The sequence below is a fragment of the Pseudomonas sp. ArH3a genome, assembly GCF_022648765.1.
Taxonomy (GTDB): domain Bacteria; phylum Pseudomonadota; class Gammaproteobacteria; order Pseudomonadales; family Pseudomonadaceae; genus Aquipseudomonas.
Genome location: NZ_CP080330.1, coordinates 35,778 through 61,448, shown reverse-complemented (window position 1 = coordinate 61,448; position 25,671 = coordinate 35,778). Strand labels below are relative to the sequence as shown.

Annotated in this window: 20 protein-coding genes; 14 read left to right on the top strand and 6 right to left on the bottom strand. The window is 63.3% G+C overall.

Going from position 1 to position 25,671, the window contains the following annotated elements:
• Positions 1–64 precede the first annotated feature (64 nt).
• The 13 genes from tagH (at position 65) to K0P33_RS00220 (ending at position 17,592) form a co-directional block, all read left to right on the top strand.
• Positions 65–1,423 (top strand): type VI secretion system-associated FHA domain protein TagH, encoded by a 1,359-nt coding sequence (gene tagH / locus K0P33_RS00280; RefSeq protein WP_242153503.1) that lies wholly within the window; start codon positions 65–67, stop codon positions 1,421–1,423.
• Between the two features lie 56 nt (positions 1,424–1,479).
• Positions 1,480–1,989, top strand: coding sequence for a type VI secretion system lipoprotein TssJ (gene tssJ, locus K0P33_RS00275; protein WP_094948686.1), 510 nt, complete (start codon positions 1,480–1,482; stop codon positions 1,987–1,989).
• An 18-nt stretch (positions 1,990–2,007) separates the two neighbouring features.
• Positions 2,008–3,342: a type VI secretion system baseplate subunit TssK gene (gene tssK, locus K0P33_RS00270; protein WP_242153500.1), complete on the top strand. Its 1,335-nt coding sequence runs from the start codon at positions 2,008–2,010 to the stop codon at positions 3,340–3,342.
• A gap of 6 nt (positions 3,343–3,348) precedes the next feature.
• The gene (locus tag K0P33_RS00265; protein WP_094948688.1) at positions 3,349–4,638 is read left to right on the top strand and encodes a DotU family type VI secretion system protein; all 1,290 of its coding nucleotides are present in this window, start codon (positions 3,349–3,351) and stop codon (positions 4,636–4,638) included.
• Entirely contained in the window at positions 4,635–8,135 is a 3,501-nt protein-coding gene (tssM, locus tag K0P33_RS00260) for a type VI secretion system membrane subunit TssM (protein WP_242153497.1), read from the top strand. Before K0P33_RS00265 ends, tssM begins: the two co-directional genes overlap by 4 nt.
• On the top strand, positions 8,132–8,785 hold the full coding sequence (gene tagF, locus K0P33_RS00255; RefSeq protein WP_094948690.1) for a type VI secretion system-associated protein TagF: 654 nt from the start codon (positions 8,132–8,134) through the stop codon (positions 8,783–8,785). The genes tssM and tagF overlap by 4 nt, the downstream gene beginning before the upstream one ends.
• Complete coding sequence (locus tag K0P33_RS00250; protein WP_242153494.1) at positions 8,786–9,505, top strand: protein phosphatase 2C domain-containing protein; 720 nt, start codon at positions 8,786–8,788, stop codon at positions 9,503–9,505.
• The gene (locus K0P33_RS00245) at positions 9,502–12,486 is read left to right on the top strand and encodes a serine/threonine-protein kinase (protein ID WP_242153491.1); all 2,985 of its coding nucleotides are present in this window, start codon (positions 9,502–9,504) and stop codon (positions 12,484–12,486) included. Before K0P33_RS00250 ends, K0P33_RS00245 begins: the two co-directional genes overlap by 4 nt.
• Positions 12,486–13,190: an ABC transporter ATP-binding protein gene (locus tag K0P33_RS00240; protein ID WP_094948693.1), complete on the top strand. Its 705-nt coding sequence runs from the start codon at positions 12,486–12,488 to the stop codon at positions 13,188–13,190. Before K0P33_RS00245 ends, K0P33_RS00240 begins: the two co-directional genes overlap by 1 nt.
• Positions 13,190–14,374, top strand: a complete 1,185-nt coding sequence (locus tag K0P33_RS00235; RefSeq protein ID WP_094948694.1) for an ABC transporter permease — start codon at positions 13,190–13,192, stop codon at positions 14,372–14,374. The genes K0P33_RS00240 and K0P33_RS00235 overlap by 1 nt, the downstream gene beginning before the upstream one ends.
• Positions 14,367–16,079, top strand: coding sequence for an SUMF1/EgtB/PvdO family nonheme iron enzyme (locus K0P33_RS00230; protein WP_094948695.1), 1,713 nt, complete (start codon positions 14,367–14,369; stop codon positions 16,077–16,079). Before K0P33_RS00235 ends, K0P33_RS00230 begins: the two co-directional genes overlap by 8 nt.
• Positions 16,080–16,163: 84 nt before the next feature.
• The gene (gene tagQ, locus K0P33_RS00225) at positions 16,164–17,087 is read left to right on the top strand and encodes a type VI secretion system-associated lipoprotein TagQ (RefSeq protein ID WP_094948696.1); all 924 of its coding nucleotides are present in this window, start codon (positions 16,164–16,166) and stop codon (positions 17,085–17,087) included.
• A gap of 124 nt (positions 17,088–17,211) precedes the next feature.
• Positions 17,212–17,592 (top strand): helicase, encoded by a 381-nt coding sequence (locus K0P33_RS00220; RefSeq protein WP_094948697.1) that lies wholly within the window; start codon positions 17,212–17,214, stop codon positions 17,590–17,592.
• A gap of 141 nt (positions 17,593–17,733) precedes the next feature.
• Here the strand turns inward: K0P33_RS00220 and K0P33_RS00215 are convergent, their stop codons facing one another.
• The 6 genes from K0P33_RS00215 to exbB form a co-directional block, all read right to left on the bottom strand.
• The gene (locus K0P33_RS00215) at positions 17,734–19,128 is read right to left on the bottom strand and encodes an aminoacyl-tRNA deacylase and HDOD domain-containing protein (RefSeq protein WP_242153488.1); all 1,395 of its coding nucleotides are present in this window, start codon (positions 19,126–19,128) and stop codon (positions 17,734–17,736) included.
• A gap of 77 nt (positions 19,129–19,205) precedes the next feature.
• On the bottom strand, positions 19,206–21,281 hold the full coding sequence (gene recG, locus K0P33_RS00210; RefSeq protein WP_242153485.1) for an ATP-dependent DNA helicase RecG: 2,076 nt from the start codon (positions 21,279–21,281) through the stop codon (positions 19,206–19,208).
• 8 nt (positions 21,282–21,289) lie between these two features.
• Positions 21,290–22,210 carry a hydrogen peroxide-inducible genes activator gene (locus tag K0P33_RS00205; RefSeq protein WP_094948699.1) on the bottom strand — a complete coding sequence of 307 codons (921 nt, stop codon included), beginning with the start codon at positions 22,208–22,210 and terminating at the stop codon, positions 21,290–21,292.
• 142 nt (positions 22,211–22,352) lie between these two features.
• Positions 22,353–23,102 (bottom strand): energy transducer TonB, encoded by a 750-nt coding sequence (locus K0P33_RS00200; protein ID WP_094948700.1) that lies wholly within the window; start codon positions 23,100–23,102, stop codon positions 22,353–22,355.
• Complete coding sequence (gene exbD, locus K0P33_RS00195; RefSeq protein WP_094948701.1) at positions 23,099–23,524, bottom strand: TonB system transport protein ExbD; 426 nt, start codon at positions 23,522–23,524, stop codon at positions 23,099–23,101. The genes K0P33_RS00200 and exbD overlap by 4 nt, the downstream gene beginning before the upstream one ends.
• A 6-nt stretch (positions 23,525–23,530) precedes the next feature.
• Positions 23,531–24,511, bottom strand: coding sequence for a tonB-system energizer ExbB (gene exbB, locus K0P33_RS00190; RefSeq protein ID WP_094948702.1), 981 nt, complete (start codon positions 24,509–24,511; stop codon positions 23,531–23,533).
• A 188-nt stretch (positions 24,512–24,699) separates the two neighbouring features.
• On the opposite strand from exbB, the gene K0P33_RS00185 reads away from it, so the two are divergent.
• On the top strand, positions 24,700–25,551 hold the full coding sequence (locus tag K0P33_RS00185) for an SDR family oxidoreductase (RefSeq protein WP_094948703.1): 852 nt from the start codon (positions 24,700–24,702) through the stop codon (positions 25,549–25,551).
• Positions 25,552–25,671: the final 120 nt, after the last annotated feature.

Here is a 25,671-nt window from a genome sequence, read left to right as displayed (position 1 = left end):
GGGGTCTCTGGGGAACCGTCGCCCCGGGAATCGACTGCGCGCGAAGTATCAGCAAGGAGGCAAGATGTCGCTGTGTTTGACTATTACTAGTTATCACAAGATTACCCCTGGGCAGTGCCCCGAAAAGTCCATGAACCAGGGCTCGATGGCTATCGGCCGCAGCTCGGATAATGACTGGGTATTGCCTGATCCAGAGCGCCTGGTTTCCTCGCAACACTGCGTTATTCAATACAAAGATGGCCGTTATTATTTAACCGATAACAGCACCAACGGCGTTGAGCTGGTTAATGCCGGTGTCCGTCTGCGCAGGGGCAACAGCGAGCCGCTGCAAGATGGTGAGCTGATCCGCATCGGCGATTACGAAATCCAGGCGCGCATCGACTTCAACGTGCAAGCCGTCGACAGCCAGGCATTTGCCGGTGATTCGCCGAACAGTTTTGAAGCGCTGATGGGCGCTGTCGCCAGTACGCCAGCAGCCACACCGGTGATCGCGCCGCAGTTCCAAGGCGCCTCGTCGATGGACACGCTGCCGGACCTGTTCGACTTCCTCAGCCCCACCGCCGTGCCACCACCGACCGTGGCGGACCACGTGCCTTCCGAGCAACACGACTTCCGCCCGCCGACGCCGGTTGCCGTGCCGGTGGTTGAGAGGCCGTTGATTGAGAGACCGGTGGTATCCGGTTCGGTGATTCCCGAAGACTGGGATCTGTTTGGCGACACGCCGGCACCGGTCGTCAGTGCACCGCCGCCGGCATCGTCGCCACCACCGCCACCCGCTGCGGTCATCCCGCCGCCACCTGTGGTCGAGCCCGCGCTCCCCGTGGCCGACAGCCAACAGCCCGACCTCCTGCAAGCCTTCCTGCGCGGCGCTGGCCTCGACCAATTGCGCCTCGACAAAGCCGACGCTTGCGCACAGATGGAAAGCATCGGCCGCAGCTATCGGCTGATGGTCGAAGGCCTGATCGACGTGTTGCGTGCCCGCGCCAGCCTCAAGGGCGAATTCCGCATGCAGCAGACGATGATCCAGCCAGCCGAAAACAATCCGTTGAAATTCGCACCGAATGCCGACGAAGCCTTACTGCTGCTGCTTCGTCATGGAAACCAAGCGTTTATGGCGCCGGACATCGCCGTGCGCGACAGTTTCGATGACCTGCGGGCCCACCAGTTGGCGGTGATGGCCGGTGTGGAAGCGGCGATCAAACACCTGCTCGCGCGTTTTGAACCGGCGCAGTTGGAGGAGCGCATGGGCAAGCCCGCCGGGCTGTCGAGCCTTTTCAACGGCTCACGCCAGGCCCAGTACTGGCAGCAGTTCACCGAGCTCTATAGCAATATTTCCCGCGAGGCCCAGGAAGATTTCCAGGACCTGTTCGGCCGCGAATTCAGCCGAGCCTACGAAGAGCACAGCGCACGACAGCGTCGTTAACGCGGGGTGCGGTAATGGATAGAACGGATAGCTAAGTACGTCATTGAGGACGCAGGATGATTCCCAGGTTTTTACTCGCAGCCGCCACGGCGCTGCTGCTGACGGCGTGTGCCAAGGATGCCGCTAAGCCCGAGGCGGCCGCCGAAGCTGAGGCCGACACCGCCGCCATCGAGCTGCATTTTCACGCGATTTCCGGGCTCAACCCTGGCGCCAACGGCCAGGCCGCGCCGGTTCGCGTGCGCATCTTCGAACTGAAAAACGCCGCCACCTTCAGTCGCTCCGACTACTTTGCGCTGGCTGATCGTGCGCAATCCACCCTCGGCCTAGACCTGCTGGACCAGGACGAAGTGATGGTGCAACCCGGCCAGCAACTGAGCATCCAGCGCGACCTCGACCCGTCCACACGCCAGATCGGCTTGCTGGTGGGCTATCGCGAGTTGGACCGCGCGCAATGGCGCACGGTGCTCACCGTGCCGGCGCGCCAATACACCGAATACCAGATCAGCCTCGATGTACGCGCCGTGCGCGCCGACGTCGTGGTTCCCCCATCCAGCCCTGCCCAATAACAAGCAATCGGAGCCCCCATGTCCTGGAACAATCGCGTGGTCTGGTCGGAAGGCATGTTCATCGGAACGCAGCACTTCCAGCAGCATGACCGTTACCTGGAAAACCTGATCGACGCCCGCAGCCGCCCGTTGTCCGCCGGCGCCTGGGGTTTCTCCGAGTTGCTGGTCGACCAGGGCCTGCTGGCCCAGGGCAAGCTGGCGATTGTGTCGGCGCGCGGCCTGTTGCCGGATGGCACGCCGTTCAATATTCCCCAGGACGACCTGGCGCCGAGCCCGCTGAATATCGACGACAACTTGCGCGATGGCCTGGTTTACCTGGCCTTGCCGCTCAAGCGTGCGGGCGCGCGTGACACGGTGGACGACGGCGAAGACCTCGGCGCCGCCCGCTATGTCAGCCAGGTACGCGAAGTGCGCGACGACAATGCCCCGTTCGAAAACCGTGCGCCGGTGGCCGTCGGTTCCCGCGCGTTGCGCCTGCTGACTGCGCAAGATGGCATCAGCGACTACGCCGCCATCGGCTTGGTGCGCATCAAGGAAAAACGCGCCGACCGCGCGCTGGTGCTGGATGACACCTACATCCCGCCGGTACTCGACGTGGCCGCGAGCAAACCGTTGACCGCGTTTCGCAGTGAACTGCTGGGCCTGCTGCATCAACGTGGCGAAGCCTTGGCCGGCCGCGTGGTCGCCTCGGGCGCGGGTGGTGCGTCGGAGATTGCCGACTTCATGCTGCTGCAACTGGTCAACCGCGCGCAGCCGCTGCTCCAGCATTTCAGCCAGTTGAGCCCGCTGCACCCGGAGCGGTTTTTCAGCGAACTGGTGAGCCTGGCCGGTGAGTTTTCCACCTTCTCGACGTCAGGCCGACGCCCCCAGGAATACCCGCAATACCAGCACGACGACCTGGCCCTGAGCTTCACCCCGGTGATGGCCGCCTTGCGTGAGGCGTTGTCGATGCTGATCGACAGCAAGGCCACGCCGATTCCGATTGTGGAGAAAGCCTACGGCGTGCACGTGGCCATGCTCGCGGACAAAACCCTGCTCGACAGCGCCAGTTTCATCCTGGTGGTGCGTGCCGATGTGCCCGGCGAAACCCTGCGTGCGCGCTTCGGCCAGCAGAGCAAGGTCGGCTCGGTGGAACACATCCGCGACTTGGTCAACCTGCAACTGCCGGGTATCGGCCTGCTGCCGCTGCCGGTGGCGCCACGCCAGATTCCGTATCACGCAGGCTCCACCTATTACGAATTGGACCGCGGCAGCGAGCACTGGCAACAGCTGAACAACTCCGGCGGCTTTGCCTTCCACATCGCCGGGCAGTTCCCGGGCTTGAACCTGGCCTTCTGGGCGATCCGAGGATAATCCGCGATGCATCCCAATGATGATGACCGCACCCAGTTCATGCCGCGCCCGGGTGGCCGTGCGCCAGAACCTGCGCGTGCAGAACCTGCGCCTCTGTCGATGCCGGCCGCGCCGATCCTCACCGGCAAAAGCCAGGGCCTCAACCCGCTGGAAAGCGCCGCCGGCCCGTTGCTGGCGCTGTTGACGCGCCTGCGTAACACCATCGCCCACCCGGCACCGGCCAGCCTGCGTGCGCAGTTGCTGGCCTACCTGCGCCAGTTCGAAGAGCGCGCCGAAGCCGCCGGTGTGGCGCGCAACGAAGTACTGCTGGCACGTTACGCGCTGTGCACCGCGCTCGATGAAGCGGTGCTCAGTACGCCGTGGGGCAGCACCAGCGACTGGGGCAAGCAGAGCCTGTTGATCACCGTGCACAACGAGGCCTGGGGCGGCGAAAAAGTCTTCCAGTTGCTCGATCACTGCCTGCAAAGCCCGCGCGAGCGCCTCTACCTGCTGGAGCTGTTGTACCTGTGCATGTGCCTGGGTTTCGAGGGCCGTTACCGCGTGATGAACGACGGTCGCAGCCAACTGGAAGCTTTGCGTGAGCGCACCGCCGCCGCCATTCGCAGCGCCCGTGGCGAACACGAGCGCGAACTGTCGCCGCACTGGCGCGGCGTGACCGTGGCGCGTGACCGCCTGGCGCAATTCATGCCGCCGTGGATCGCCGTGGCCATCGGCCTGGCGCTGTTGTTGGCGCTGCTGTTCGGCTTGCGCATGAAACTGGCGTCGGATGCCGAGCCGGTGTTCAAGAACATTCATGCCCTGGGCGAGATCCCGGTGCAGGCCATCGACCGTCCGGTGGCGCAGCCGAAAGTCATCGAACGGCCGCGCCTGGCTGGTTTTCTGGTGGAAGACATCAAGGCTGGCCGCGTGGCGGTGGAAGATAAAGTCGACCGTTCCGTCGTGACGATCAGGGGCGACGAGCTATTTGCGTCCGCCAGTTCCAGCATTGTTGATGACTACCAGCCGCTGATGCTGCGCATCGCCGACGCCATCCGCAAGGTCAAGGGCCAGGTGCGCGTCACTGGGCACAGCGATAACCGCCCGATTGCTACGCTGCGTTTCCCGTCCAACTGGGCGTTGTCCGAAGCTCGCGCCAAGTCGGTGTTGGAGATCCTGGCGGCCAAGACCGGCCAGGCGGACCGCTTCAGCGCCGAAGGCAGAAGCGACACCGAGCCTGTGGCCACCAACGCCACCGCAGAAGGCCGTGCCCGCAATCGTCGGGTTGAAATCACCGTATTGGCGGAGGGCGTCGAGTGAAGGCGTTTTTCAGTTTCATGATTCGCTGGGTGATCCCCGTACTGGGCCTGATCGCCCTGAGCCTGATCATCTGGTTTGTGGGGCCGTTGCTCGACGTGTTGGTGCCGGAAGGGCGGCGCTGGGCGCTGATCATTTTGGTGTTCGCGGTGTGGATCGCTTTCCGCGTATTCCGCATCATCCAGGCCCGCCGACAGGCCGCCGAAGTGATGCGCAGCCTGGCCGCGCAAACCCCAGTCGACCCTAACAACGCCGCGACTGCCGAAGAGTTATCGACCCTGCGCCAGCGCATGGACGAAGCCCTGGCGCTGCTGAAAAAGGCCAAGCTCGGCGGTGATGAACGCCGCAACCTCTACGAGTTGCCGTGGTACGTGATCATCGGCCCACCGGGTTCGGGCAAGACCACGGCGCTGGTCAATTCCGGCCTGCATTTCCCGCTGGCCGCACAGTTGGGCGCCGGAGCGGTGCGTGGCGTCGGCGGCACGCGCAACTGCGACTGGTGGTTTACCGATCAAGCCGTGTTGCTCGATACCGCCGGGCGCTACACCACCCAGGACAGCAACTCGACGGTGGATAAAGCCGCGTGGCTGGGCTTCCTCGACCTGCTGAAAAAGCAGCGCTCGCGCCGGCCCATCGATGGTGCTTTTATCGCCATCAGCCTGTCGGACCTGTTGCTGGGCAGTGATGCCGAACGTGCCGCCCATGCTGCGGCGATCCGCTTGCGTATCCAGGAGCTGTACACCCAGTTGGGCGTGCGTTTCCCGATCTACTTGATGCTGACCAAACTCGACCTGGTGCCGGGTTTCATGGAGTTCTTCGACAACCTGAGCAAGGAAGACCGTGCCCAGGTGTGGGGCATGACCTTTGCCCTGGATGACGGCAAAAACAGCGACAGCCCGTTGGCGGCGCTGCAAAGCGAATTTGCCGGGTTGGAACAGCGCCTCAACGAACGCTTGGTGGAGCGCTTGCAACAGGAGCGCGACCCCGCGCGGCGCGACCTGATCTACGGCTTCCCGCAGCAATTCGGCGCGTTGAAGGATTGCCTGCAAAGCTTCCTCGAAGGCGTATTCAAACCCAATGCCTTTGAAGAGCGCGTGCTGCTGCGCGGCGTGTACTTCACCAGTGGCACCCAGGAAGGCAGCCCGATTGATCGCTTGATCGGCGCCATGGCCCAGAGCATGAACCTGGACCGCCAGCACCTGGCGCGCCAGAGCGGCACCGGGCGCAGTTACTTCATCGAAAAGCTGTTCACTGCCGTAGCGTTTGCCGAACGTGGGCTGGTGGGGGTGAACCCGAAGGTCGAGCGTCGGCGCAAATGGATCGCACGGGGTGTGTTGGCGGCCACCATCGCTTTGGTGGTGGTGGTCAGTGGCCTGTGGTGGGTGAGTTACCGCGCCAACCAAGCCTATATCGCCCAAGTCGACCAGAAGGTCGCGCCACTGGGCCAGACGGTGCAGAACCTCAGCCCGGCGCAGCGTGAGGTTCTCGCTGTGCTGCCGTTGCTCAATGCGGTGAAGAACCTCGCCGGTGAGTCGCCAAGCTGGTCCGAAGGGCTGGGCTTGTATCAAGGCGACATGCTCGAAGCCGAGTCCGCCAGCGTCTACCGCAAGCTGTTGATCGCCGTCTTCGCGCCACGCCTGGTGACGCGCATCGAAGAGCAACTGCACGGTGGCGGCAGTTCCGACTTCCTGTACGAGGGCCTTAAGGCTTACCTGATGCTCGCCGACGCTGAGCATTACGACCCGGACTTCATCAAGGCCTGGATCGCCCTGGACTGGGACCGCAACCTGCCGCGCGACCTGCCGGCCGATCAGCGCCAGGCGTTGAGCGGGCACTTGCAGGCGCTGTTCGAGCGTCACCCGCCAAACGCGCGGCTTGACCCGCGGCTGATCGATGACTTGCGTCGGCAACTGCAACAACTGCCGGTGGCCCAGCGCGTGTATGACCGAGTTAAACGTCAGAAGCTGCCCGAAGGCATCCCGGACTTCCGGCTCAACGAAGCCGCTGGCCGCGATGCTGCGCTGGTGTTCAGCCGCAAAAGTGGCAAGCCGTTGGGTGAGCCGCTGAGTGGGTTCTTCACCGCCAAGGGCTATCGCCAGGCGTTCCTGCTGAGCAGCCTGAACCAGACCGGCACCCTCGCCGAAGAGCAATGGGTGCTCGGGCGTGAGCAGGCTGACCAGCAGAACGTGGTCAGCCTCGCCGCCGACGTGCGCCGCCTGTACTTCCAGGATTATCAGCGCCAATGGGACGCCTTGCTCGCGGACATCGACTTCGTGCCGATCACCAGCGTGGCCCAGGCCGCCGATGTGCTGCGGGTGATTTCCGGCCCGACCTCGCCGCTGAAAAAGCTGCTGGTGGCCGTTGCCAAGGAAACTGACCTGCAAGCCGAAGAGCGCCAATTGGCCGCCAAAGGCGTGCCGGTGGAAGGCGGCGTCGACAAGCTCAAGGAGCGCCTCGGCAGCCTGCTTGGCCAGGAGCAACCGACGGCCAATGCGCCGCAGGCAGCGGATGATCCGGTGACCGCGCACTTTGCCGAACTCAACAGCATCGTCAGCAAGAATGAAGGCGAGCCGGCCGCTATCGACGGCCTGTTGGCAGACATGAACGCGCTGTATGTGCAGGTCAGCGCCATGGTCGGCGCCAGTGGCGATGCCTTGCTTGGCGAGGCGAAGAACCAGGCGGCGGCAGCGGCCACGAGGGTCAGCCTGAATGCCGAACGCCAGCCGCCGCTGGTGCAGGGCATGGTCAAGTCGGTGGTCAACTCCACCACCAACAGCATGATGGGCGGCGTACGTAATCAACTGAACGCGGCCTGGGTCAGCGAAGTGGTCAACGTGTACCGCCAGTCGCTGGCCGGGCGTTACCCGATGTCGCCGGGCAGTGCTCGCGACGCGACGCTGGATGACTTCGGCCAGTTCTTCGGCGTGGGCGGGGTGATGGACAACTACTTCCGCAAATACCTGCAGCCTTACGTGGACACCTCCGCGCAGACCTGGCGCTGGCAGCCGGGTGCGGCGCAGAAGCTCGGGATTGCGCCGGGTGTGCTGCAAACCTTCCAGCGTGCAGCAACTATTCGTGACGCGTTCTTTAGATCGGGGGGCACCCAGCCGATTGTGCGTTTCGAGCTCAAACCGGTGTCGATGGACCCGACCATCACTCAGTTCCTGCTCGACCTCGACGGCCAGCAAATCAGCTACGACCACGGCCCAAGTCGCCCGGTGGCGATGCAATGGCCGAACCCCGGCAGCATCGGTGTGGTGCGCATTTCGATCATGCCGCCATCGGCCAGCGGCCGTTCGGGCGTGACCCTGGACGGCCCGTGGGCCTGGTTCCGCTTGCTGGAGCAATCAGACCTCACCGCCGGCAACTCGCCGGACCGCTTCAACCTGCGCTTGCGGGTGGACGGCGCGAGCATCGCCTACGAGCTGCGCGCCAACAGCGCCTTCAACCCGTTCAGGAGCCGCGTGCTCAGCGGCTTCAGCCTGCCGGAGCGGTTATGACCACGCTGGGTTTCTACGGCAAGTTGGCCAGCCGCGGTGACTTCGTCAGCCGCGCCTTGCCGCAGAGTTTTATCGGCCCGTGGGACAGCTGGCTGGCGGCGGGTTTGCTCGCCAGCCAGAACAGCTTGGGCGGCGACTGGCTCAACGTGTACCTGGTCAGCCCGCTGTGGCGCTTTGTGTTGGCGCCGGGTGTGTGCGGGCCGGATGCGGCGGCGGGCGTGGTGATGCCGAGCATCGACCGGGTCGGGCGGTACTTTCCGTTGGCGGTGGTGGCGTTGCTTGATCACGACACCAACCCTGCGTCGCTGGTCGGCGGGCCGGACACGTGGTTTGAGCAGGCTGAAGAATTGTTGCTCAGCACGCTGGATGCCGGCGCGACTTTCGAAAGCTTCAACGACAGCCTCGACAGCCTGGGAATGCCGGCCAGTGAACCGCGTGCGGTAGACAGCCGCTTTGCCGGCCTGCAACGCGTCGCCGCCACCGTGCCCCACAGCCGCATGACCGCGCTCGCCGAACAGGCCTGCGAGGGCGCGAGCCTGTGGTGGGGTCGTGGCTCGCAGGTGATTTCCCCAGGTTTATTGCGGTGTCAGGGCTTGCCTGCCGCCAGCGATTTTGCGCAGTTTTTGCTCGGACAAGAAGGTGTGGTGTAGATGGGGTCGACGTTCAAATCCGCGAGCAAAAGCCATGTGGGCATGGTCCGCCAGGTCAACGAAGACGCGTGCCTGGACCTGCCGGAGAACCGTCTGTGGGTGGTGGCCGATGGCATGGGCGGGCATGCGGCGGGGGACTACGTCAGCAGCCTGATCGTCGACAGCCTGCGCAATGTGCCGGCGGGGCGTTCCCTCGACGAATACTCGGCGGCCCTGCGTAATGACCTGCTGCGCATCAACGCCGCCGTGCGCGAAGAAACCGCCAACCGCGGTGTGACCATGATGGGCAGCACCGTGGTGGTGCTGGCCGCACGTGGTTTGCGCGGCGTGTGTTTGTGGGCCGGTGACAGTCGCCTGTACCGCCTGCGTGACGGCGTGCTCGAAGGCATCTCCCGCGACCACAGCTACGTGCAAGACCTGCAAGACAGCGGCCTGCTCAGCGAAGCCGATGCCCGCGTGCACCCGCGCGCCAATATCGTCACCCGCGCGATTGGCGTGGAGGCGCAGTTGGAACTGGCCGTGGTCGACCTGCTGATCGCCCCCGGCGACAGCTATCTGCTGTGCAGCGACGGCCTGAACAAGACCGTCGAAGATCACGAAATCCGCGACGTACTCAGCCATGACGCCCCGGATGAAATCGTGCGCAGCCTGGTGCACCTGGGGCTTAACCGGGGCGCGCCGGACAACATCACCGCCATTGTCGTGAAGGTTTCGCCATGAGCATCGTGATTCCGGGTTATGACATCGAAGGCGGGATCGGCGAGGGCGCCATGGCCAGCGTGTACCTGGCGACCCAGCGTTCGCTGGAGCGCAAGGTGGCGTTGAAGGTGATGGCGGCAGCGTTGGCGGCCGACCCGAGTTTTTGTGAGCGTTTCCTGCGCGAGGGCAAGACCCTGGCGCGCTTGTCGCACCCGCACACGGTGACCATCCACGACATCGGCAACGTCGGTGAGCTGTATTACATGGCCATGGAATACCTGCCCAACGGCACGCTGAAAGAGCGCATCGCCGCCGGCCTGACGCCGGAGCAGGGCGTGACGCTGATCCGCCAGATCGCCTCGGCGCTGGGTTATGCGCATGCCCAAGGCTTGGTGCACCGTGACGTCAAACCGGCGAACATTCTGTTTCGCGCTGACGGCACCGCCGTGTTGTCGGACTTCGGCATCGCCAAGTCCCTGGACGACCGCACCCAGTTTACTCAAGCCGGGTTTGCCGTGGGCACGCCGAGCTACATGAGCCCGGAACAGGCGCGGGGCCAGGAGATTGATGGTCGCGCCGACCTCTACGCGCTCGGCGTGGTGCTCTATGAAATCCTCGTCGGCAAGCTGCCTTACACCGGCACCGATGCGCTTTCCACGGCGCTGGCGCACCTGACCGAACCGCTGCCGGAATTGCCGGTGCACCACGGCCGTTATCAAGACGTGCTGCGCAAACTGTTGGCCAAGGACCCGGCGGAGCGTTTCCCGGATGCGGCGGCGTTGCTGCGCGCGCTGGACCAACTGCCGGCGGACTCGCCGGAAGCCACGCTGGTGCGCCCGTTGCCGATTCCGCTGAGCTTCGACTTGGCCGGTATGACGCCCGTGTCGATCGACATTCCGACCGACAAGCCCCAGCCGCAGCCGGTGCGCCAGCCGGTGGTGACGCCGACGCAACACCACGCCGTGTCCGAGCAGCGCCGTGGGCCGGTGCTGGCCCTGGCTGGCGTCGCGGTGGCTGTCGCGCTGGCCATCGGTGGCGCGAGCTACTGGTGGTTGAGCAGCGGCGATACGCCAGCGGCGCCGCCCACCGCTGTGGTACCGAAAACGCCACCGCCTCCTGAAGTAAAAACAGCCTTGGCTGATATGGACGGCGGCCAGCGACCCTTGCTGATGGCGGGTAAAAAGACCCTGTTCCAGCGTGTGCTCAGCAAGCCGGGCGCCAAGCTGTCCCATGACGCCGGTGGTGCAACTGACGAAGGGCTGCCTGCGTTTTCGGTGCTCTACGTGTACCAACGCAAAGACGTCGATGGCAGCCCGTGGCTGCGTGTGGGCGCTGCCACCGATGGGCGCAGCGATGGCTGGTTGCCGGCCGCCCAGGTCAGCGACTGGAAGCAAAGCCTGGTGCTCAAGTTCACCGAGCGCTCGGGCCGGGCGCCGGTGATGTTCCTGCGCCAATCCAGCGAGGTGGAAAAGCTGTTGGCTGATCCTGCTGCCGCCAAGGGCGCATTGGCCAAGGCGCAGAAGAACAGCGAAGACAATCAGCAGGTCCTGGCGCTGGAGCCGACCGCCAGTGCGGTCCCACAAGACCAGTTTTACCTGCTGCCGATCTTCGACTCCAAAGAGAGCTTCGACGAAAACGGCCAGCCGGTGCAGTTGCTCAATGTGGCGTCTATCGACCCTGGCAGCGCTGCCGCCAAACCGGCCGCCCGAGCGATCAACACCCACGCCGACGCCTTCCGCACTGCCGTGGTACTGGTGGTGGACACCACCGTGTCGATGCAGCCTTACATCGACCAAGTTCGCGACGTGGTGCACGAGCTGCAAACCCGCATCGCCGAACGTGGTGAGTTGGACAGCGTCAGCTTCGGCCTGGTGGGTTTTCGCAACAGCATCAAGAAAACCCCGGGCCTGGAATATGTGGCCAAAACCTTGATCACACTGGATCAAGGCCGCGACCCGCAACGCTTCCTCGACATGGCGCGGCAGGTCAAAGCGTCCACTGTGTCCAGCCACTCGTTCAACGAAGACGCGTTTGCCGGGGTGATGCAGGCCGTGGATGGCATGGATTGGTCCGGCTATGGCGGGCGCATTATTCTGCTGGTCACCGACGCCGGTGCGCTGCGCAAGAACGACCCGTTCGCCACCACCCAGATGAACGAGGCCGAAGTGCGCCAGGCGGCGCTGGGCAAGCAGATCAAGATCTACGCCCTGCACCTGCGCACCGACGCTGGCAAGAAAACCCATGCCGGTGCCGAAAGCCAATACCGCGTGCTCACCGCTGACGCCAACCCGCAGATCGGCGACCTCTATACACCGGTGCCGGGTGGCGATGTGCGCAAGCTGGGTGAGCGTGTCGATGAGATCGGCAGCGTGTTCGCCAACCTCGTGCACCAAGTGCGCAGCAACACCCCGCAACCGGTGCCGCTGCTGAGCGCCGCGCCGACCTTGGCCGACAAGTCCGCCGCCGTCGGCTACGCCATGCACATGGACTTCCTCGGCCGCAAAACCGCGAGCCAGGCGCCGCAACTGGTCAGCGCCTGGACCGCCGACCGCGACCTGACCAACCCGGCGCTGCCGGCGTTCCAGGTGTGCGTGATGCTGACCAAATTGCAGCTCAACGATCTGCAGCAGTCGCTGAAACTGATCGTGGATGCAGCGCGCAAAACTCAGACCTCGCCCAAGGGTTTCTTCCAGGAAATCGCCAGCGCCTCGGCCTACATGAGCCGCGACCCACAGGCCCTGCGCAAGGGCGGCAACTTGGCCGACGGCGGCATCCTCGGCGAATACCTGGAAGGCCTGCCGTACCGCAGCAAGTCGCTGAACATGACACAGGATTTGTGGTTGTCGTTGAGCGTGGCCGAGCAGGAAGACTTTATCGACGAGCTGGATTCGAAAATCCGTCTCTACGAAACCTTCCACAATGACGTGGCCAACTGGGTCCGTTTCGGCGATGCCGAGCCGGGCGATGCGTTGTACCGCGTGCCATTGTCGACGCTGCCGTAATGCTGAACCTGCGCGCAGTGCACAAAAGCCGCGGCGTCGGCAGCCAGCGCTACAGCCTGGTGATTCCGGCGCTGGCGCTGCGCGCGGGCGAGCAGTTGGCGATTGTCGGGCCGAGCGGCTGTGGCAAAAGCACCTTGCTCGATGTGCTGGCGCTGGTGTTGGCGCCGGATCAGGTTGGCCAGTTTGAATTTGATCAGACCGATATCGGCGCTCTGTGGCGTGCTGACCAGCAATCTGCCTTGGCCCAGCTGCGCAGCAAGCACCTGGGCTACGTGCTGCAAACCGGCGGGTTGCTGGGGTTTCTCGATGTGCGCAGCAATATTGCCTTGTCCCGGCAACTGCTGGGCCTGAAGGATGACGGCAGCGTCGCGCGTCTGGCCGAGCAGTTGGAGATTAGCGACCAGTTGGCGAAGAAACCGGCCGCGCTGTCGGTGGGCCAACGCCAGCGCGTGAGCTGCGCCCGTGCCCTGGCGCATGCGCCGCAACTGGTGCTGGCGGATGAACCGACCGCGTCGCTTGACCCGCTTAACGCTGAGCGCGTGATGCAGGCGCTGCTGGCTCAGGCCCGCGAACACCACGCGGCCTGCGTGATCGCCACCCATGACGAACCGCTGGCCCGTGCCAGTGGCTTGCAGGTGCGGCGCATCAGTTGTCGTCGTGATACTGACGGCGGCATCACGGCGACCCTTGGGGAGGCGTGCTGATGCGCATCGGCTTGGTGGCGTCTCTGGCCTGGCAGGATTACCGCAACGACGCCTGGCTGTCGGCCTGTTCGGTGTTGGCGCTGGTGGCGGTTATTGCGCCGTTGTTGGTGTTATTCGGGCTGAAATTTGGACTGGTTAGCAGTTTGACCGAACGCTTGGAGACCGACCCCGCCACCCGTGAAATTATTCCGTTGGGTGGTGGTCGATTCAACGCAGCGTTTATCCAGCAGCTTGCCCAGCGTAGCGATGTGGCCTTTGCCGTGCCGCGTACACGGCAGATTGCGGCAACGGCGCAGGTGGGCACGCTGACCCTGGAAATGCTGCCGACGGCACCGGGCGATCCGTTGCTCGGTGGTTTGCCGCTGCCCACGGGGCTGGAGCAGATCGTGCTGAGCCACACCGCCGCGGAAAAACTCGCGGCGCGGCCGGGGGATTGGTTGGAAACCAGCTTTGCGCGGCAAGTGGCCGGGCGCGTCGAAGCCCAGCACACGCGGCTGCAGGTGCTGGCGGTATTGCCATTGGACGCGTTTGCGCGTGACGGTTTGTTTGCCGATTTGGCCCTGTTGGAAGCGGCGGAAGATTACCGCGATGGCCGGGCAGTGCTGGCTTTGGGCTGGGAGGGTGATGCAGCCGGTGTGAGCGAGCAGCGGGTATATCCGGCGTTTCGCTTGTACGCCCGCAACCTCACCGATGTTGAGCCGCTGCGGGTGTTTTTTGCCGGGCAGAACCTGTTGGTGTCGACCCAGGCGCATACCATCGCCCAGGTGCAGTCGTTGAGCCGCAACCTGTCGATCGTATTCTGGATCATTGCCGGGCTGGCCTTGGCCGGTGCGTTTGCGGCGATCTTCGCCGGCGCACTGGCGGCCGTGGCGCGCAAGCATCGGGAATTGTCGGTGTTGCGCCTGTTGGGGTTTTCCACCGCCGGGCTATTGCTGTTTGTGGTACTGCAGGCGCTGTACAGCGCAGGCTTAGCCGCCGTGCTCAGTGCTGGGCTGTATGGCGTGGCCGAGGCAGGTTTGAATAAATTATTTGTGCAGGTGCCGGGCGAATACGCCAGTCACCTGCTGGCGCGTCACTACGGACTGGCCCTGGTTGCAATCCTCGGCGTCAGCGCCGTGGCGGCGGCCTGTGGTGGTTGGCGGGTGGCGCGTATCCAGGCTTCTGAAGGAATCAGAGATGTATAAGTTATTGGGCGCCTGTGTGGCGCTGAGCTTGGCCTCGCTGGCGTGGGCTGATGAGGCGAGTGACAAACTCGACAACCCCAAACCGTTGCCCGACGACGTGAGCCTGCCGCTGCCGTGTGAAGGCAATATGGTGTTCCGCTACGCCTACGTGCTGGCCCAGGGCACCTTGGATGACCGCGAGATCAGCCTCGGTTATCCCTTTGCCGAAGGTGAGGCGGGTTATCAGCAGTCGTTTATTTCCGGCTACCGCCGCGACTTTATCAACGGCCAATTCACCCTCAAGGACTTGCCCAAAGACTGGAACAAAGTCATCGCGCCGTTGATGCCTAAGACCGACGCCAAAACCCCGCTCAAACCGATGCTGTACTTCATTGGTAAGTACGAAGTGACCGCACGCCAATACGCCCAGGTGATGTCTCAGGCGCAGTCGTTGGCCAGCGGTGAGCCGGCACCTGCCTGCGATGCGCCTACCGGTATGGCCGCGCGGTTGCCCAAAGTGAAACTGTCGCGCTTTGAGGCTGAGCGTTTCTCGGCGGTGTACAGCGCCTGGCTGATGAAATATCACCGTGAGCTGCTGCCGGTCAGTGGTCGTGGTTCTTCGGCTGAAGACGGTGGCCTGGGTTTTGTGCGCTTGCCCACCGAAGTGGAATGGGAGTTTGCCGCACGCGGTGGCCAGGCGGTTAGCCGTCAGGACTTGGAAGGCCGGCTGTTTCCACGCCGTGTCGAAGGCAGCGAAAGCGACGGCCCGCTGGGTGATTACGCGGTGTTCAACCAAGTCGCCGGCGGCACCGGCCAGGCTGCACGCTTGATGCCCATCGGCACCAAACTGCCCAACCCGATTGGCCTGTTCGATGTGATCGGCAACGCGGCGGAAATGGTCCAGGAATCCTTCCAACTGGTGCACGCCGGGCGCCGCCAGGGCACGTACGGCGGCTTTGTGGTCAAGGGCGGCAACTACCTCGAAGGCGAGGGCACGCTGTTTACTGGCATGCGCCGCGAGTACCCATTGTTTGCCGCCGACGGAACCGAGCAAAGCAACGAGACCACCGGGTTTCGCGTGGCGATTGGCGCACTGTCGGCGCCGCGCTCGCGCTACAAGGAGCTGTTCGCCCAGTGGCAGAAAGAAGGGCGCCTGGCCGCGCTGACGGATGCCATCGACGACGCCCAGGACCCGACCAAACGCCTGGACAGCATCATCGCTGCCAGTGTCGACCCCAAGCTGCAAGCCGAGCTTGGGCTGGTCAACGAAGAGCTCAAGCGCAACGTCTCGCTGATCGCCCAACAACGCGAAGAGGCGGCGGGCAACTTGATTCAGTCGGCGGCGTTGGTGGCCGAGACCATCAGCAACTACAACATTCGCCTGGCCAACTTGCAGAAGAGTCGCCAGCAGGCGCTGGACAACAAGGACGCGGCCAGCGCGCAGCTGTTTGACATGGCCATCACCAATGGCCGCAGCGCCCTCGACGGCGCGGTGGCGATCTACATCGACAACTTGGCCACCGGCACGCGCTACACCGATGCGGTGATCCAGGCGCAGTTTCAACGAATCAAGGAAGAGTTGGATCGCAAGCCAGTGCTCGGTAAGAGCCTGGTGACGCGCGCGACACTGTTCGTTCGCCATGTCGGCAACTACCGCAAACAACAGCGGGCCGACCCGGCAACGATCTTGAAGGAATTGCTCGCAGCGAGCGGTCAGCGGTCTTGATCGCTGGTTGTATGGCGAGCTTGGAAGGGACTCAGGCGGCGGTGGGCCGTGCTGGGCAAGTCAAACTTAAAAGAGAACACACCTATGCTTTTTTCCCGTAAGGCGGTTTCCAAGCGTCACCTGCTGCTGATCGCGGCCGGTTTCAGCACCGTGTTAACTGGCTGCGCCACGTCGCCGTCCTCCAAGGTCGCGTCGAGCACCAAGGTCGAGTACTACCCGAACTGCTACGAGCCGGTGCAGCACCTGCGCGCGACGGATTCGGACATGACCAAATCGGTCGTCACCGGCGCGGCCCTCGGCGCGGCCGGCGGTGCACTGCTGGGCGCGCTGACTGGCGACTCCGAAAAGCGCGGCCGTAACGCTGCCATCGGTGCCGCGGGCGGCGCCTTGGCTGGCGGTGCGGCGGGTTACTACACCGAGCGTCAGAAGCAGATCAGCGATGACAACCAGCGCATTGCGTCGTACTCCGCGGACTTCAACAAGAGCGCTTCCGACATCGACCGCAGCACCGCGTACGCCAAGGCGTCCCAGCAGTGCTACCAGAGCGCGTTCACCAAGCTGGTTGCCGACCGCAAAGCCAAAGCCGTCAACGACACTGAAGGCCGCAAGCGCCTGGCGGAAATCGTAGCGGGCTTGAAGGAATCCAATGACCTGATCGTTGCGGTCAACGGCAAAGCCAGCGAAGACCTGAACAACTACACCCAAGCTTACGAGAAAGACCTGCAACAAGTGGGTGTGCAGCGCAACGACGTGGTGACGGTAGCGACCGCCGACACGACGCCGCCGGTGGTGCCGGCCAAAGGCAAAAAACCCGTAAAACCAGCCAAGAAGGCATCGCTGCCAACCGTGCCGAAAGAAGCGGTGACTACCGAGAAGAGCATTCGGACGGTCCAGGCCAAGCAAGCTGAAAGCAAGCAGGTCGCCAGCGCTGGTAAAGCGCAGATCGAAGGCACCTGCCGCGATCCAAACCTGGCCGACTGGGCGCCGGTACCTTGCCCTAACGTTTAAGCAAGATGCTGCTATAAGCGTTAAACGCCAGCCGATCTCCCGCTAAAGCGCGAGATCGGTGGCGTTCTATAGGCAAATTGTTACACTGCTGCGGCCACTTAATAATGATACCGAGGCCGCGTGCATGAAATTTCGTCTTCTGCTGTGGGTGCTTGGCCTGATGATGGGCAAAGCCAGCCGCACCAACCCTGCTTTCCAGCAACAGCTGGGTGACAAAGACCTGGCGTTCCAGTTGCAAACCCTCGACGGCAAAGTTGCCCGTCACTTCATCGTCAAAGACCAGCGCATCACCAGCCGCTCAGGTGTTCACCCGGAGCCTGCGTTTGCTATCGCCTTCAAAGATGCCGCCTACGGCTTCGCCACGATGCAGGCGAAGAACAAGCAATTGGCGTTCATGACGGGGATTCAAGACAAGTCGATCCAGATCAAGGGCAACCCGGCGCTGGTGATCTGGTTCCAGGGGCTGACCAAGTATTTGAAACCGAAGAAAAAGAAGAAGGCCTGAAGGGTTTCTTCAGTTGTACCGAGTTGAATTCATCGCGGGCAAGCCAGCTCCTACCGTTGACTGCATTCCACCGTTGGAACTCGGTCAAAGGTGGGCGCTGGCTGGCCTGCGATAGCGGTGTAACAGGCGACCGATTTACCCTTAGTTGAACTGCGATGCCAATTCGCGCAACAGCACCTCGGCATCCAACACCTTGGCGACCACTTCCTCAGCCTTCTCACGGCTCAACCCCAGACGCTCCAGCAGCGCATCGGGAATCGGCTCATCCGGCCCCGAGCCAATGCCACGGCTGCGTAGCAAGCGCACCGACAAGCACACCAGGTTCGGATATTCAGCATATTGCCCGTCATAGGTCGGGTCGTGCTGGAAGCGTAGGGCGGTGGACAGTTCGTCCGGCATGTCCCAGTAGCGCATCAGCCAGGCGCCGATCTGCTCGCGGCTGATGCCCAGCAAGTGTTGCTCGACATAGCTGTGGCACAGGTGCGGGTTGACCTCCAGGTGACGGCAGATCAGCGAGAAGTGCGGCGGGAATACGTGGGCCAGCAGCAGGTAACCGAAGTTGTGCAGCAAGCCGGCCAGGTACGTCAGGCCGGCTTCCGGGCGCTGGGCGCGCGGCATGGCGCGGGTCAGGCCTTCGATCACGGCGGCGGTGTAGATCGACTGGTGCCAATACGGCGTGGCTTGGTGCGGATGGTCTTTGGGCAGGCTCAGGGTTTTACCCAAGGCCAGGCCCAGCGCCAGGTTGATCACCAGATCAAAGCCCAGCACGCGCACGATGGCGTCTTCCACTGAGCGAATCTTGCCCGGTGAGGCGTAGTACGGCGACGCAGCCCAGCTCACCACTTGGGCGGCCAGGGCCGGGTCGGTTTCCACCACTCCGGTGATGTCATCGATGGTGGCGTTGGGATCGACGCGCAGCTTAATGATCTTCTGCGCTGTGTCGGCCAGCGGGGGAATCTCGATGGTGGCTTCCAGGCGCTGCTGGATGCGGCGGGCAGTGAATGCCTGCATCGCTTGGGTGATTTCCTCGCGGTCATCATTGGGGCGGTCGAGGTTGGGGCGGATGTTGCTCAACGGCTCGCCGAACTGCGCGGCGCTGGCCTTGGTGAGCATGGTCTTGAAGTCGCCGCTGGCGATTTCCAGCAGCAACCCGGCTTCGCCCGAATGCACCAGCAGGCTCGGCTCGCTGAGCAGGCTGCCTTCGTACAGGCAAGGCGAGCTGGTCAGCGCCGGCAGGCCCGGCAGCAGGTTCAGGTCATGCTTGGCCAGCATGCGCTCGACGCGGTCCGGCGACACGGCCGTGAGGCGGCGACCGGTGAGTTCGGCGAGACGGTTGAGGTCGAGCAACTGGCTCTGCGGGAACAGCACCATGAGTGCGCCAACGGCATCTTCCAACAGCACTGCCTGGATCTTTCGAGCGGGATTCAGGCCGGCGTGTTCCGTCACTTCCGTGTAGGGGATGGCGAGCTTTGCGAGCAGAGCCCGAATGACCGGCGGGGTGGTCAGTGGGGCTGTGGCGAGGGCTACTTCTGACATGGCCTGATCCAATTTCGTACAGTCACCGAAGTATAACCAGCTTGTTACATGTGTTGGTCGGATAAGTGAGGCAGGCGTCACACTTGGCCGTATTGCTGCCCATGCCGTAGCCAACGATCGAGCAACGGGCTGACGTGATCCGGCCAGCGCTCAAGCAGCGCCTGCGCCGCATCACGCACGGCGGGCAGCAGGTCGGCGTCACGCATCAGGTCGGCGACCTTGAATTGCAGCAGGCCGGTCTGGCGGGTGCCGAGCATTTCGCCAGGGCCGCGCAGTTCGAGGTCTTTTTCGGCGATGATAAAACCGTCGTTGGTTTCGCGCATGATGCCCAGTCGCTGACGACCGATCTGCGACAGCGGCGGATGGTAGAGCAGTACGCAATGGCTGGCGGCGCTGCCCCGGCCGACGCGGCCGCGCAATTGGTGCAGTTGCGCGAGGCCCAGACGCTCGGGGTTTTCGATGATCATCAGGCTCGCGTTGGGCACGTCCACGCCCACTTCGATCACTGTGGTGGCGACCAGCAGTTGCAGGTTACCGGCTTTGAATTCGGCCATCACTGCGGCTTTTTCCGCCGGCTTCATGCGGCCGTGGATCAGCCCGACCTTGAGTTCGCCCAAGGCACTGGTGAGGTCTTCAAACGTGGTTTCGGCAGCTTGGCAGGTTAGCTCTTCGGACTCTTCAATCAGCGTGCACACCCAGTACGCCTGACGGCCTTCGGCGCAGGCACCGCGCACGCGCTCGATCACTTCCACGCGGCGGGTGTCGGTGACCAGCACGGTGTTGACCGGCGTACGGCCGGGCGGCAGCTCATCGAGGATCGAGGTGTCGAGGTCGGCGTAGGCGCTCATGGCCAGGGTGCGAGGGATCGGCGTGGCGGTCATGATCAACTGGTGGGGGTTCATGCGCCCACCCACACCTTTCTGGCGCAAGGCCAGGCGCTGTTGCACGCCGAAGCGGTGCTGTTCGTCGATGATCACCAGCGCGAGGTTCTTGAACTGCACTTCGTCTTGGAACAGCGCGTGGGTGCCCACCACCATCGGTGCGCCATTGGCGATCTGTTCCAGCGCTGCTGCACGGACCTTGCCCTTGAGCTTGCCGGCCAGCCACGCCACTTCCAGGCCCAGCGGTTCAAGCCAGCGCTTGAAGGTGATGAAGTGCTGCTCGGCGAGAATTTCGGTAGGCGCCATCAGCGCCACTTGGTAACCGGCTTCCAGCGCCTGCAAGGCGGCGAGGGCGGCGACCACGGTTTTGCCGGCGCCCACGTCACCCTGGATCAGGCGCAGCATCGGTTCTTTCTGGCTGAGGTCGTAGGCGATTTCATTGCCGACCCGCTGCTGGGCACCGGTCGGCGCAAAGCCCAGGTTGGCCAGGTATCGCGCTGGCAGGCGCGTGGCCTTGGGCATCGCCGGCGCGCGCAGGGAACGCATGCTTTCGCGCAGGCGCTGCTGAGACAGTTGATGAGTCAGCAGTTCTTCGAAGGCCAGGCGATGCTGAGCCCAGTGATGACCCAAGGCCAGTTCGTCGACATCGGCGTCGGCGGGTGGGTTATGCAGGTAGCGGATTGCATCGTCCAGGGGCGCCAGTTGGTAGTCGCGGGCCAGTTCCACTGGCAGCCAGTCGGGCAGGCTTTTCGGGCCGAGCATCGTCAGGGTCTGCATGCACAGCTGGCGCAGGCGCTGCTGGGTCAGGCCTTCGGTCAGTGGGTAAATGGGCGTGAGCGTGGTGTCCACCGGCGGCGGCTCGTCGCCGGTGATGGCGCGGTACTCCGGGTGGTAGATTTCCAGGCCCGACGCGCCAGGTCGCGCTTCACCGTAGCAACGCACGCGGGTGCCACGCTTTAGGCCTTCCTTTTGCGCATTGCTGAAATGGTAAAAGCGCAGGCTCAGGCCACCGGTGCCGTCTTGCAGGCGCACCACCAAACTGCGGCGTTTGCCCATCACCACATCGGCGCCACTGACGGTGCCTTCGACCACCGCGTCCTGCCCAGGGCGCAGATGGCCGATGGGCACTACGCGCGTGCGGTCCTGATAGCGCAGGGGCAGGTGGAACAGCACGTCCTGGAGGTTCTCCAGGCCGACCTTGGCCAGCTTCTCGGCCATGGCTTCACCGACACCCTTGAGTGCGGTCACCGACACCTGCGACAACTCGGTCATACGTTTACTTAGCTCGCAGCGGGCGGCTTGGCCACCGAGCACAGGCGGATCGAGTCACCGAGGATCTCAATGGCTTTCGGGCGTGGAAAGCTGGCGCGCCAGGCAATCGCCACGGTACGGAACGGCACCGGGGGCGTGAGTGGGCGCACTTCGATCACGCCGGGGGCGTAGTGGTGGCTGTCCACTGCCGACAGCGGCAGGATCGAAATACCCAGGCCGGACGCGACCATGTGGCGAATGGTTTCCAGGGAGCTGGATTCCACCGTGGTGTGTTTGGCGCCGTCGTTGCCCTTGGTCAGGGTCGGGCAGGCTTCCAATACCTGGTCACGGAAGCAGTGACCTTCGCCGAGCAGCAGCAGGCTCTTGTCGTTGAGCAGGCCGGCGTCGATGGTGTCTTTTTGCGTCCACGGGTGGGAAGCCGGCATCAACACGTAAAACGGCTCGTCGTAGAGCGGCAGGGTCAGCACGTCTGCCTCGTTGAAGGGCAGGGCGATGATGATTGCGTCCAACTCACCGTTGCGCAGTTTGTCGCGCAGTACGTGGGTGAAGTTTTCTTCGATATACAGCGGCATCTGCGGCGCGACGCGGTGCAGTTGCGGGATCAGGTGCGGGAACAAGTACGGGCCGACGGTGTAGATGGCGCCGACTTTCAACGGTGCGGTCAGCTGGTTCTTGCCGGCCTGGGCCAGCTCGCGAATGCTTTGGGCTTGTTCCAGGACCTTCTGGGCCTGGGCAACGATGCCTTCGCCTACTGGCGTGAGGCGCACGGCGCTCTTGCTGCGCTCGAAAATCAGCACACCGAGTTCGTCTTCAAGCTTTTTCACACCCACCGACAGCGTCGGCTGGCTGACATGGCAACGCTCGGCCGCGTGGCCGAAGTGCTGCTCTTGGGCGAGGGTCACGATGTAGCGTAATTCTGTAAGAGTCATAGCGGGCGTCCATGAGGTTGCGAGCCAAGCATACCGGCTGCAATCGATAGACGCACGTTATCAGAACTTTGGTGGGGATTGAGCGGGGAGTGTGGGAGATTTTGCAGAAGGTGGTGAGGGTTGCCCCTCACCATTCTCATTTTTAGCGGCGGCGCTTCTCGATGTTGTAAACAAACGGCGCGACGATTTCGACGCTGCCGCCTTTCAACATGTCGGCCGGTGGCTTGGGCAATGGCTGGGCACGACGGATCATGTCCAGGGTTGCGCGGTCCAGGTCGGCGTTGCCGGAGCGGCCCACCAGCTCGTAGGACAGCACGTTGCCTTCTGCATCGACCACAAAGCGCAGGCGGTTCAGGCCTTCCTTGCCCCGCTGTTGGGCGCCTGGCGGGTACTTCTTGTACTTCGCCAAGTGCGCCAGCAGGGTGCCTTCCCAGGAAGCTTTGGCCGCGACCTGCGCCGGCGATGGGCCGGGCACGGGTTGGGCGGATTTTTCCGCCGGCGCGTTGGTCGGTGGGGTTTCGCTCGGTGGGTCCTCGGAAGGTTTTTCCTTGGGCGGCTCGGGCTTCTTCTCCACAGGCTTGGGCGGCTGCGGTTTGGGTTTGGGCTTGACCGGCTTGGGCACCTGGATCGTTGGTTTAGGCGCCTCGGCCATTTTCGGCAAAGGCAGCTCTTCCACCGGCGCGGGCGGCTGTGGCGGTGTGACCACCTTTGGCGGCGCTGGCGGCGGCGGTGCCGGCATCGGCGCCAGGTCGATGACCATGGCCGCTGGAGGCAACGTCACCTGATGCGGCGCGGACCATTGAAGCGCGATGATGATCGCGACGGCATGCACGCCCAGCACGACGGCGAGGCTGGTGCCATAACGCGTCAGTTTGTGGCGCGTCGTGATCATTTCTTGGCTGCCGTCTCAAGTCCGACCAGGCCGACCTTGAGGTAGCCGGCTGCCCGCAGGGCATCCATCACGCTCATCAGGTCGCCGTAGTCCACGCCCTTGTCGGCCTGGAAGAAGATAGTCGTGTCTTTCTTGCCTTGGGTCTTGGCGTCGAGCACCGGGCCCAGAGTTTCAGCTTTGACTTCTTCTTCGCCCAGGAACAGGCGTTGGTCCGCCTTGACGCTGAGGAAGATCGGTTTCTCCGGCCGCGGCGCAGGCTTGGCGCTGGACGCGGGCAGGTCGACTTTGATGTCCACGGTCGCCAGGGGCGCCGCCACCATGAAGATGATCAGCAGCACCAGCATCACGTCGATAAACGGCGTGACGTTGATTTCGTGGTTCTCGACGAGGTCGTCGTCGCTTTGATTCAAATGCAGGCCCATGGCCGATTACCCCACTTTCACCATGTGCGGTTGCGAGCTGCGCTCGGTAGGCAGGTGATCGAGGTCGCGGCTGACCAGCAGCAGGACTTCTGCCGACGCGTCCGATACCTGGGCTTTATAGCCGGCAATCGAACGGGCGAAGACGTTGTAGATCACCACCGCAGGAATCGCGGCAACCAGGCCCAGGGCGGTTGCCAGCAGGGCTTCGGCGATGCCTGGGGCAACGACGGCGAGGTTGGTGGTCTGGGTTTTGGCGATGCCGATAAAGCTGTTCATGATGCCCCACACGGTGCCGAACAGGCCGACGAACGGCGCGGTGGAACCGATGGTGGCCAGCACGCCGGTGCCGCTGCTCATGTTACGACCGCAGGCTGCAACCAGGCGCTCCAGGCGGAAGCTGACGCGTTCCTTGATGCCTTCTTTTTCGCGGGTGTTGGCCGACAGGCGCATTTCTTCAAGCGCGTCGTGTACCAGCAGGTTGGCCAGGGTGCCCTTCTTGGTCGCGGTGTCGCTGGCTTCCTTGAGGGTGGTGGCTTTTTTCAGGTGGACGATTTCAGTGCGCAGGCGACGTTTGGCGCCCAGCAGCTCGAAGCCTTTGCCGATCCAGATGGTCCAGGTAATGATCGAGGCGATAGCCAGGCCGATCATCACGGCTTTCACCACCACGTCGGCATTCTGATACATGCCCCATGGCGACAGGTCGTGTGCCATGCCCAGGCTGTTGTCTTCTTCCAGCACTACGCCGGATTCGTCAGCGGGTGCAGGATCAGCAGCCTGAGCCGGGTCGGTAGCAACCGGTGTGGCAGCAGGAGCCGCCGGGGTTGCAGCGTTCTGCTCGGCAGCAGCCGGAGCGGCTGGGGCGGTAGCGTCAGCGAATGCGGCGGTCGGTGCCAGCATTACGCTGAACAGCAGCGCAGCAATCGCACGCCAGGCGCGGGATGGGCTGTGAAGCTTGGTTGGCGAAGCGGGTTTTGTATGACGTGTCATGCTGGCCGGACCTAAGAGAAAAAATGAGTGATCGTCCTGCCAGACCCTGTTGGGTCGAGGACAAATGGGAGGTTATTATTGCAAGTAATTCTTGTTAACAAAAGTAATACAGTTACTTTATTTGTCCTTTGCCTGGCCGCAGGTCATCTGCGAAGGCTAATCTAGACCTTTGAGAACGGAGTTTTATGATGTCTGCGCCTTCTGTTGTAATTGCCGGTTGCGGCGATGTGGGTAGTCGGCTGGCTAGCCAATTACTGGCCTCGGAATGGGAGGTTCACGGGTTGCGGCGGGACATTTCGCGCCTGCCCGACGGCGTGATCGGCATCGCTGGCGACCTGTTCAAAAAGGATTGCCCTGACACCTGGCCGATTGGCGGGGTGGATTACCTGGTGTATTGCGCCGCCGCCACCGACCACGATGAGGCAGGCTATCGCGCGGCTTACGTGCAAGGGTTGCAGCATGTGTTGGAGTGGTTGAACGATTACGGTCAGGAACCCAAACATTTGCTGTTTGTGTCCAGCAGCAGTGTGTATGGCCAGCAGCATGGTGAGTGGGTCGATGAAACGTCCGACACCCAGGCGAAAGGCTATTCCGGCCAGGTGATGCTGGAAGCTGAGCAAGTGGCCCTCAACAGCGGCATTCCGGCGAGCATCGTGCGGTTGACCGGAATCTACGGCCCCGGCCGCGAATGGCTGTTGACCCAAGTGCGCCAAGGCTATCGCGTGGCGGTTGATCCACCTTTATACGGCAACCGGATTCACGCGGATGACGCAGCGGGCTTGCTGGCCTTTTTGCTGCGGCATGTGGAGCAGGGCGGTTCGCTGGATAAGGTCTACATCGGCGTGGACGATGCGCCTGCGCCATTGGCGGAGGTGGTGGGCTGGTTGCGCGACTACCTGGGCGTGACTGAGTGGGCTGACGACGCCAGCGTGCGTCGGGCGGGCAGTAAACAATGCAGCAATGCCCGAGCCAAAGCGTTGGGCTGGGTACCGACGTATCCGACCTATCGCGAAGGGTATGCGGCGATATTGAAAGGCTGAAACGCAGTTAAAAAATGTGGGAGCTGGCTTGCCTGCGATGACGGTGTCACATCCAACACGGTGTGACCGATACACCACTATCGCAGGCAAGCCAGCTCCCACATTCAGATCTGCGTCATG

Excerpts from the sequence above, each read along its gene's own strand:
- tagH (WP_242153503.1), top strand. The coding sequence starts at position 65 with ATGTCGCTGTGTTTGACTATTACTAGTTATCACAAGATTACCCCTGGG.
- tssJ (WP_094948686.1), top strand. The coding sequence starts at position 1,480 with ATGATTCCCAGGTTTTTACTCGCAGCCGCCACGGCGCTGCTGCTGACG.
- tssK (WP_242153500.1), top strand. The coding sequence starts at position 2,008 with ATGTCCTGGAACAATCGCGTGGTCTGGTCGGAAGGCATGTTCATCGGA.
- K0P33_RS00265 (WP_094948688.1), top strand. The coding sequence starts at position 3,349 with ATGCATCCCAATGATGATGACCGCACCCAGTTCATGCCGCGCCCGGGT.
- tagF (WP_094948690.1), top strand. The coding sequence starts at position 8,132 with ATGACCACGCTGGGTTTCTACGGCAAGTTGGCCAGCCGCGGTGACTTC.
- K0P33_RS00250 (WP_242153494.1), top strand. The coding sequence starts at position 8,786 with ATGGGGTCGACGTTCAAATCCGCGAGCAAAAGCCATGTGGGCATGGTC.
- K0P33_RS00245 (WP_242153491.1), top strand. The coding sequence starts at position 9,502 with ATGAGCATCGTGATTCCGGGTTATGACATCGAAGGCGGGATCGGCGAG.
- K0P33_RS00240 (WP_094948693.1), top strand. The coding sequence starts at position 12,486 with ATGCTGAACCTGCGCGCAGTGCACAAAAGCCGCGGCGTCGGCAGCCAG.
- K0P33_RS00235 (WP_094948694.1), top strand. The coding sequence starts at position 13,190 with ATGCGCATCGGCTTGGTGGCGTCTCTGGCCTGGCAGGATTACCGCAAC.
- K0P33_RS00230 (WP_094948695.1), top strand. The coding sequence starts at position 14,367 with ATGTATAAGTTATTGGGCGCCTGTGTGGCGCTGAGCTTGGCCTCGCTG.
- tagQ (WP_094948696.1), top strand. The coding sequence starts at position 16,164 with ATGCTTTTTTCCCGTAAGGCGGTTTCCAAGCGTCACCTGCTGCTGATC.
- K0P33_RS00220 (WP_094948697.1), top strand. The coding sequence starts at position 17,212 with ATGAAATTTCGTCTTCTGCTGTGGGTGCTTGGCCTGATGATGGGCAAA.
- K0P33_RS00215 (WP_242153488.1), bottom strand. The coding sequence starts at position 19,128 with ATGTCAGAAGTAGCCCTCGCCACAGCCCCACTGACCACCCCGCCGGTC.
- recG (WP_242153485.1), bottom strand. The coding sequence starts at position 21,281 with ATGACCGAGTTGTCGCAGGTGTCGGTGACCGCACTCAAGGGTGTCGGT.
- K0P33_RS00205 (WP_094948699.1), bottom strand. The coding sequence starts at position 22,210 with ATGACTCTTACAGAATTACGCTACATCGTGACCCTCGCCCAAGAGCAG.
- K0P33_RS00200 (WP_094948700.1), bottom strand. The coding sequence starts at position 23,102 with ATGATCACGACGCGCCACAAACTGACGCGTTATGGCACCAGCCTCGCC.
- exbD (WP_094948701.1), bottom strand. The coding sequence starts at position 23,524 with ATGGGCCTGCATTTGAATCAAAGCGACGACGACCTCGTCGAGAACCAC.
- exbB (WP_094948702.1), bottom strand. The coding sequence starts at position 24,511 with ATGACACGTCATACAAAACCCGCTTCGCCAACCAAGCTTCACAGCCCA.
- K0P33_RS00185 (WP_094948703.1), top strand. The coding sequence starts at position 24,700 with ATGTCTGCGCCTTCTGTTGTAATTGCCGGTTGCGGCGATGTGGGTAGT.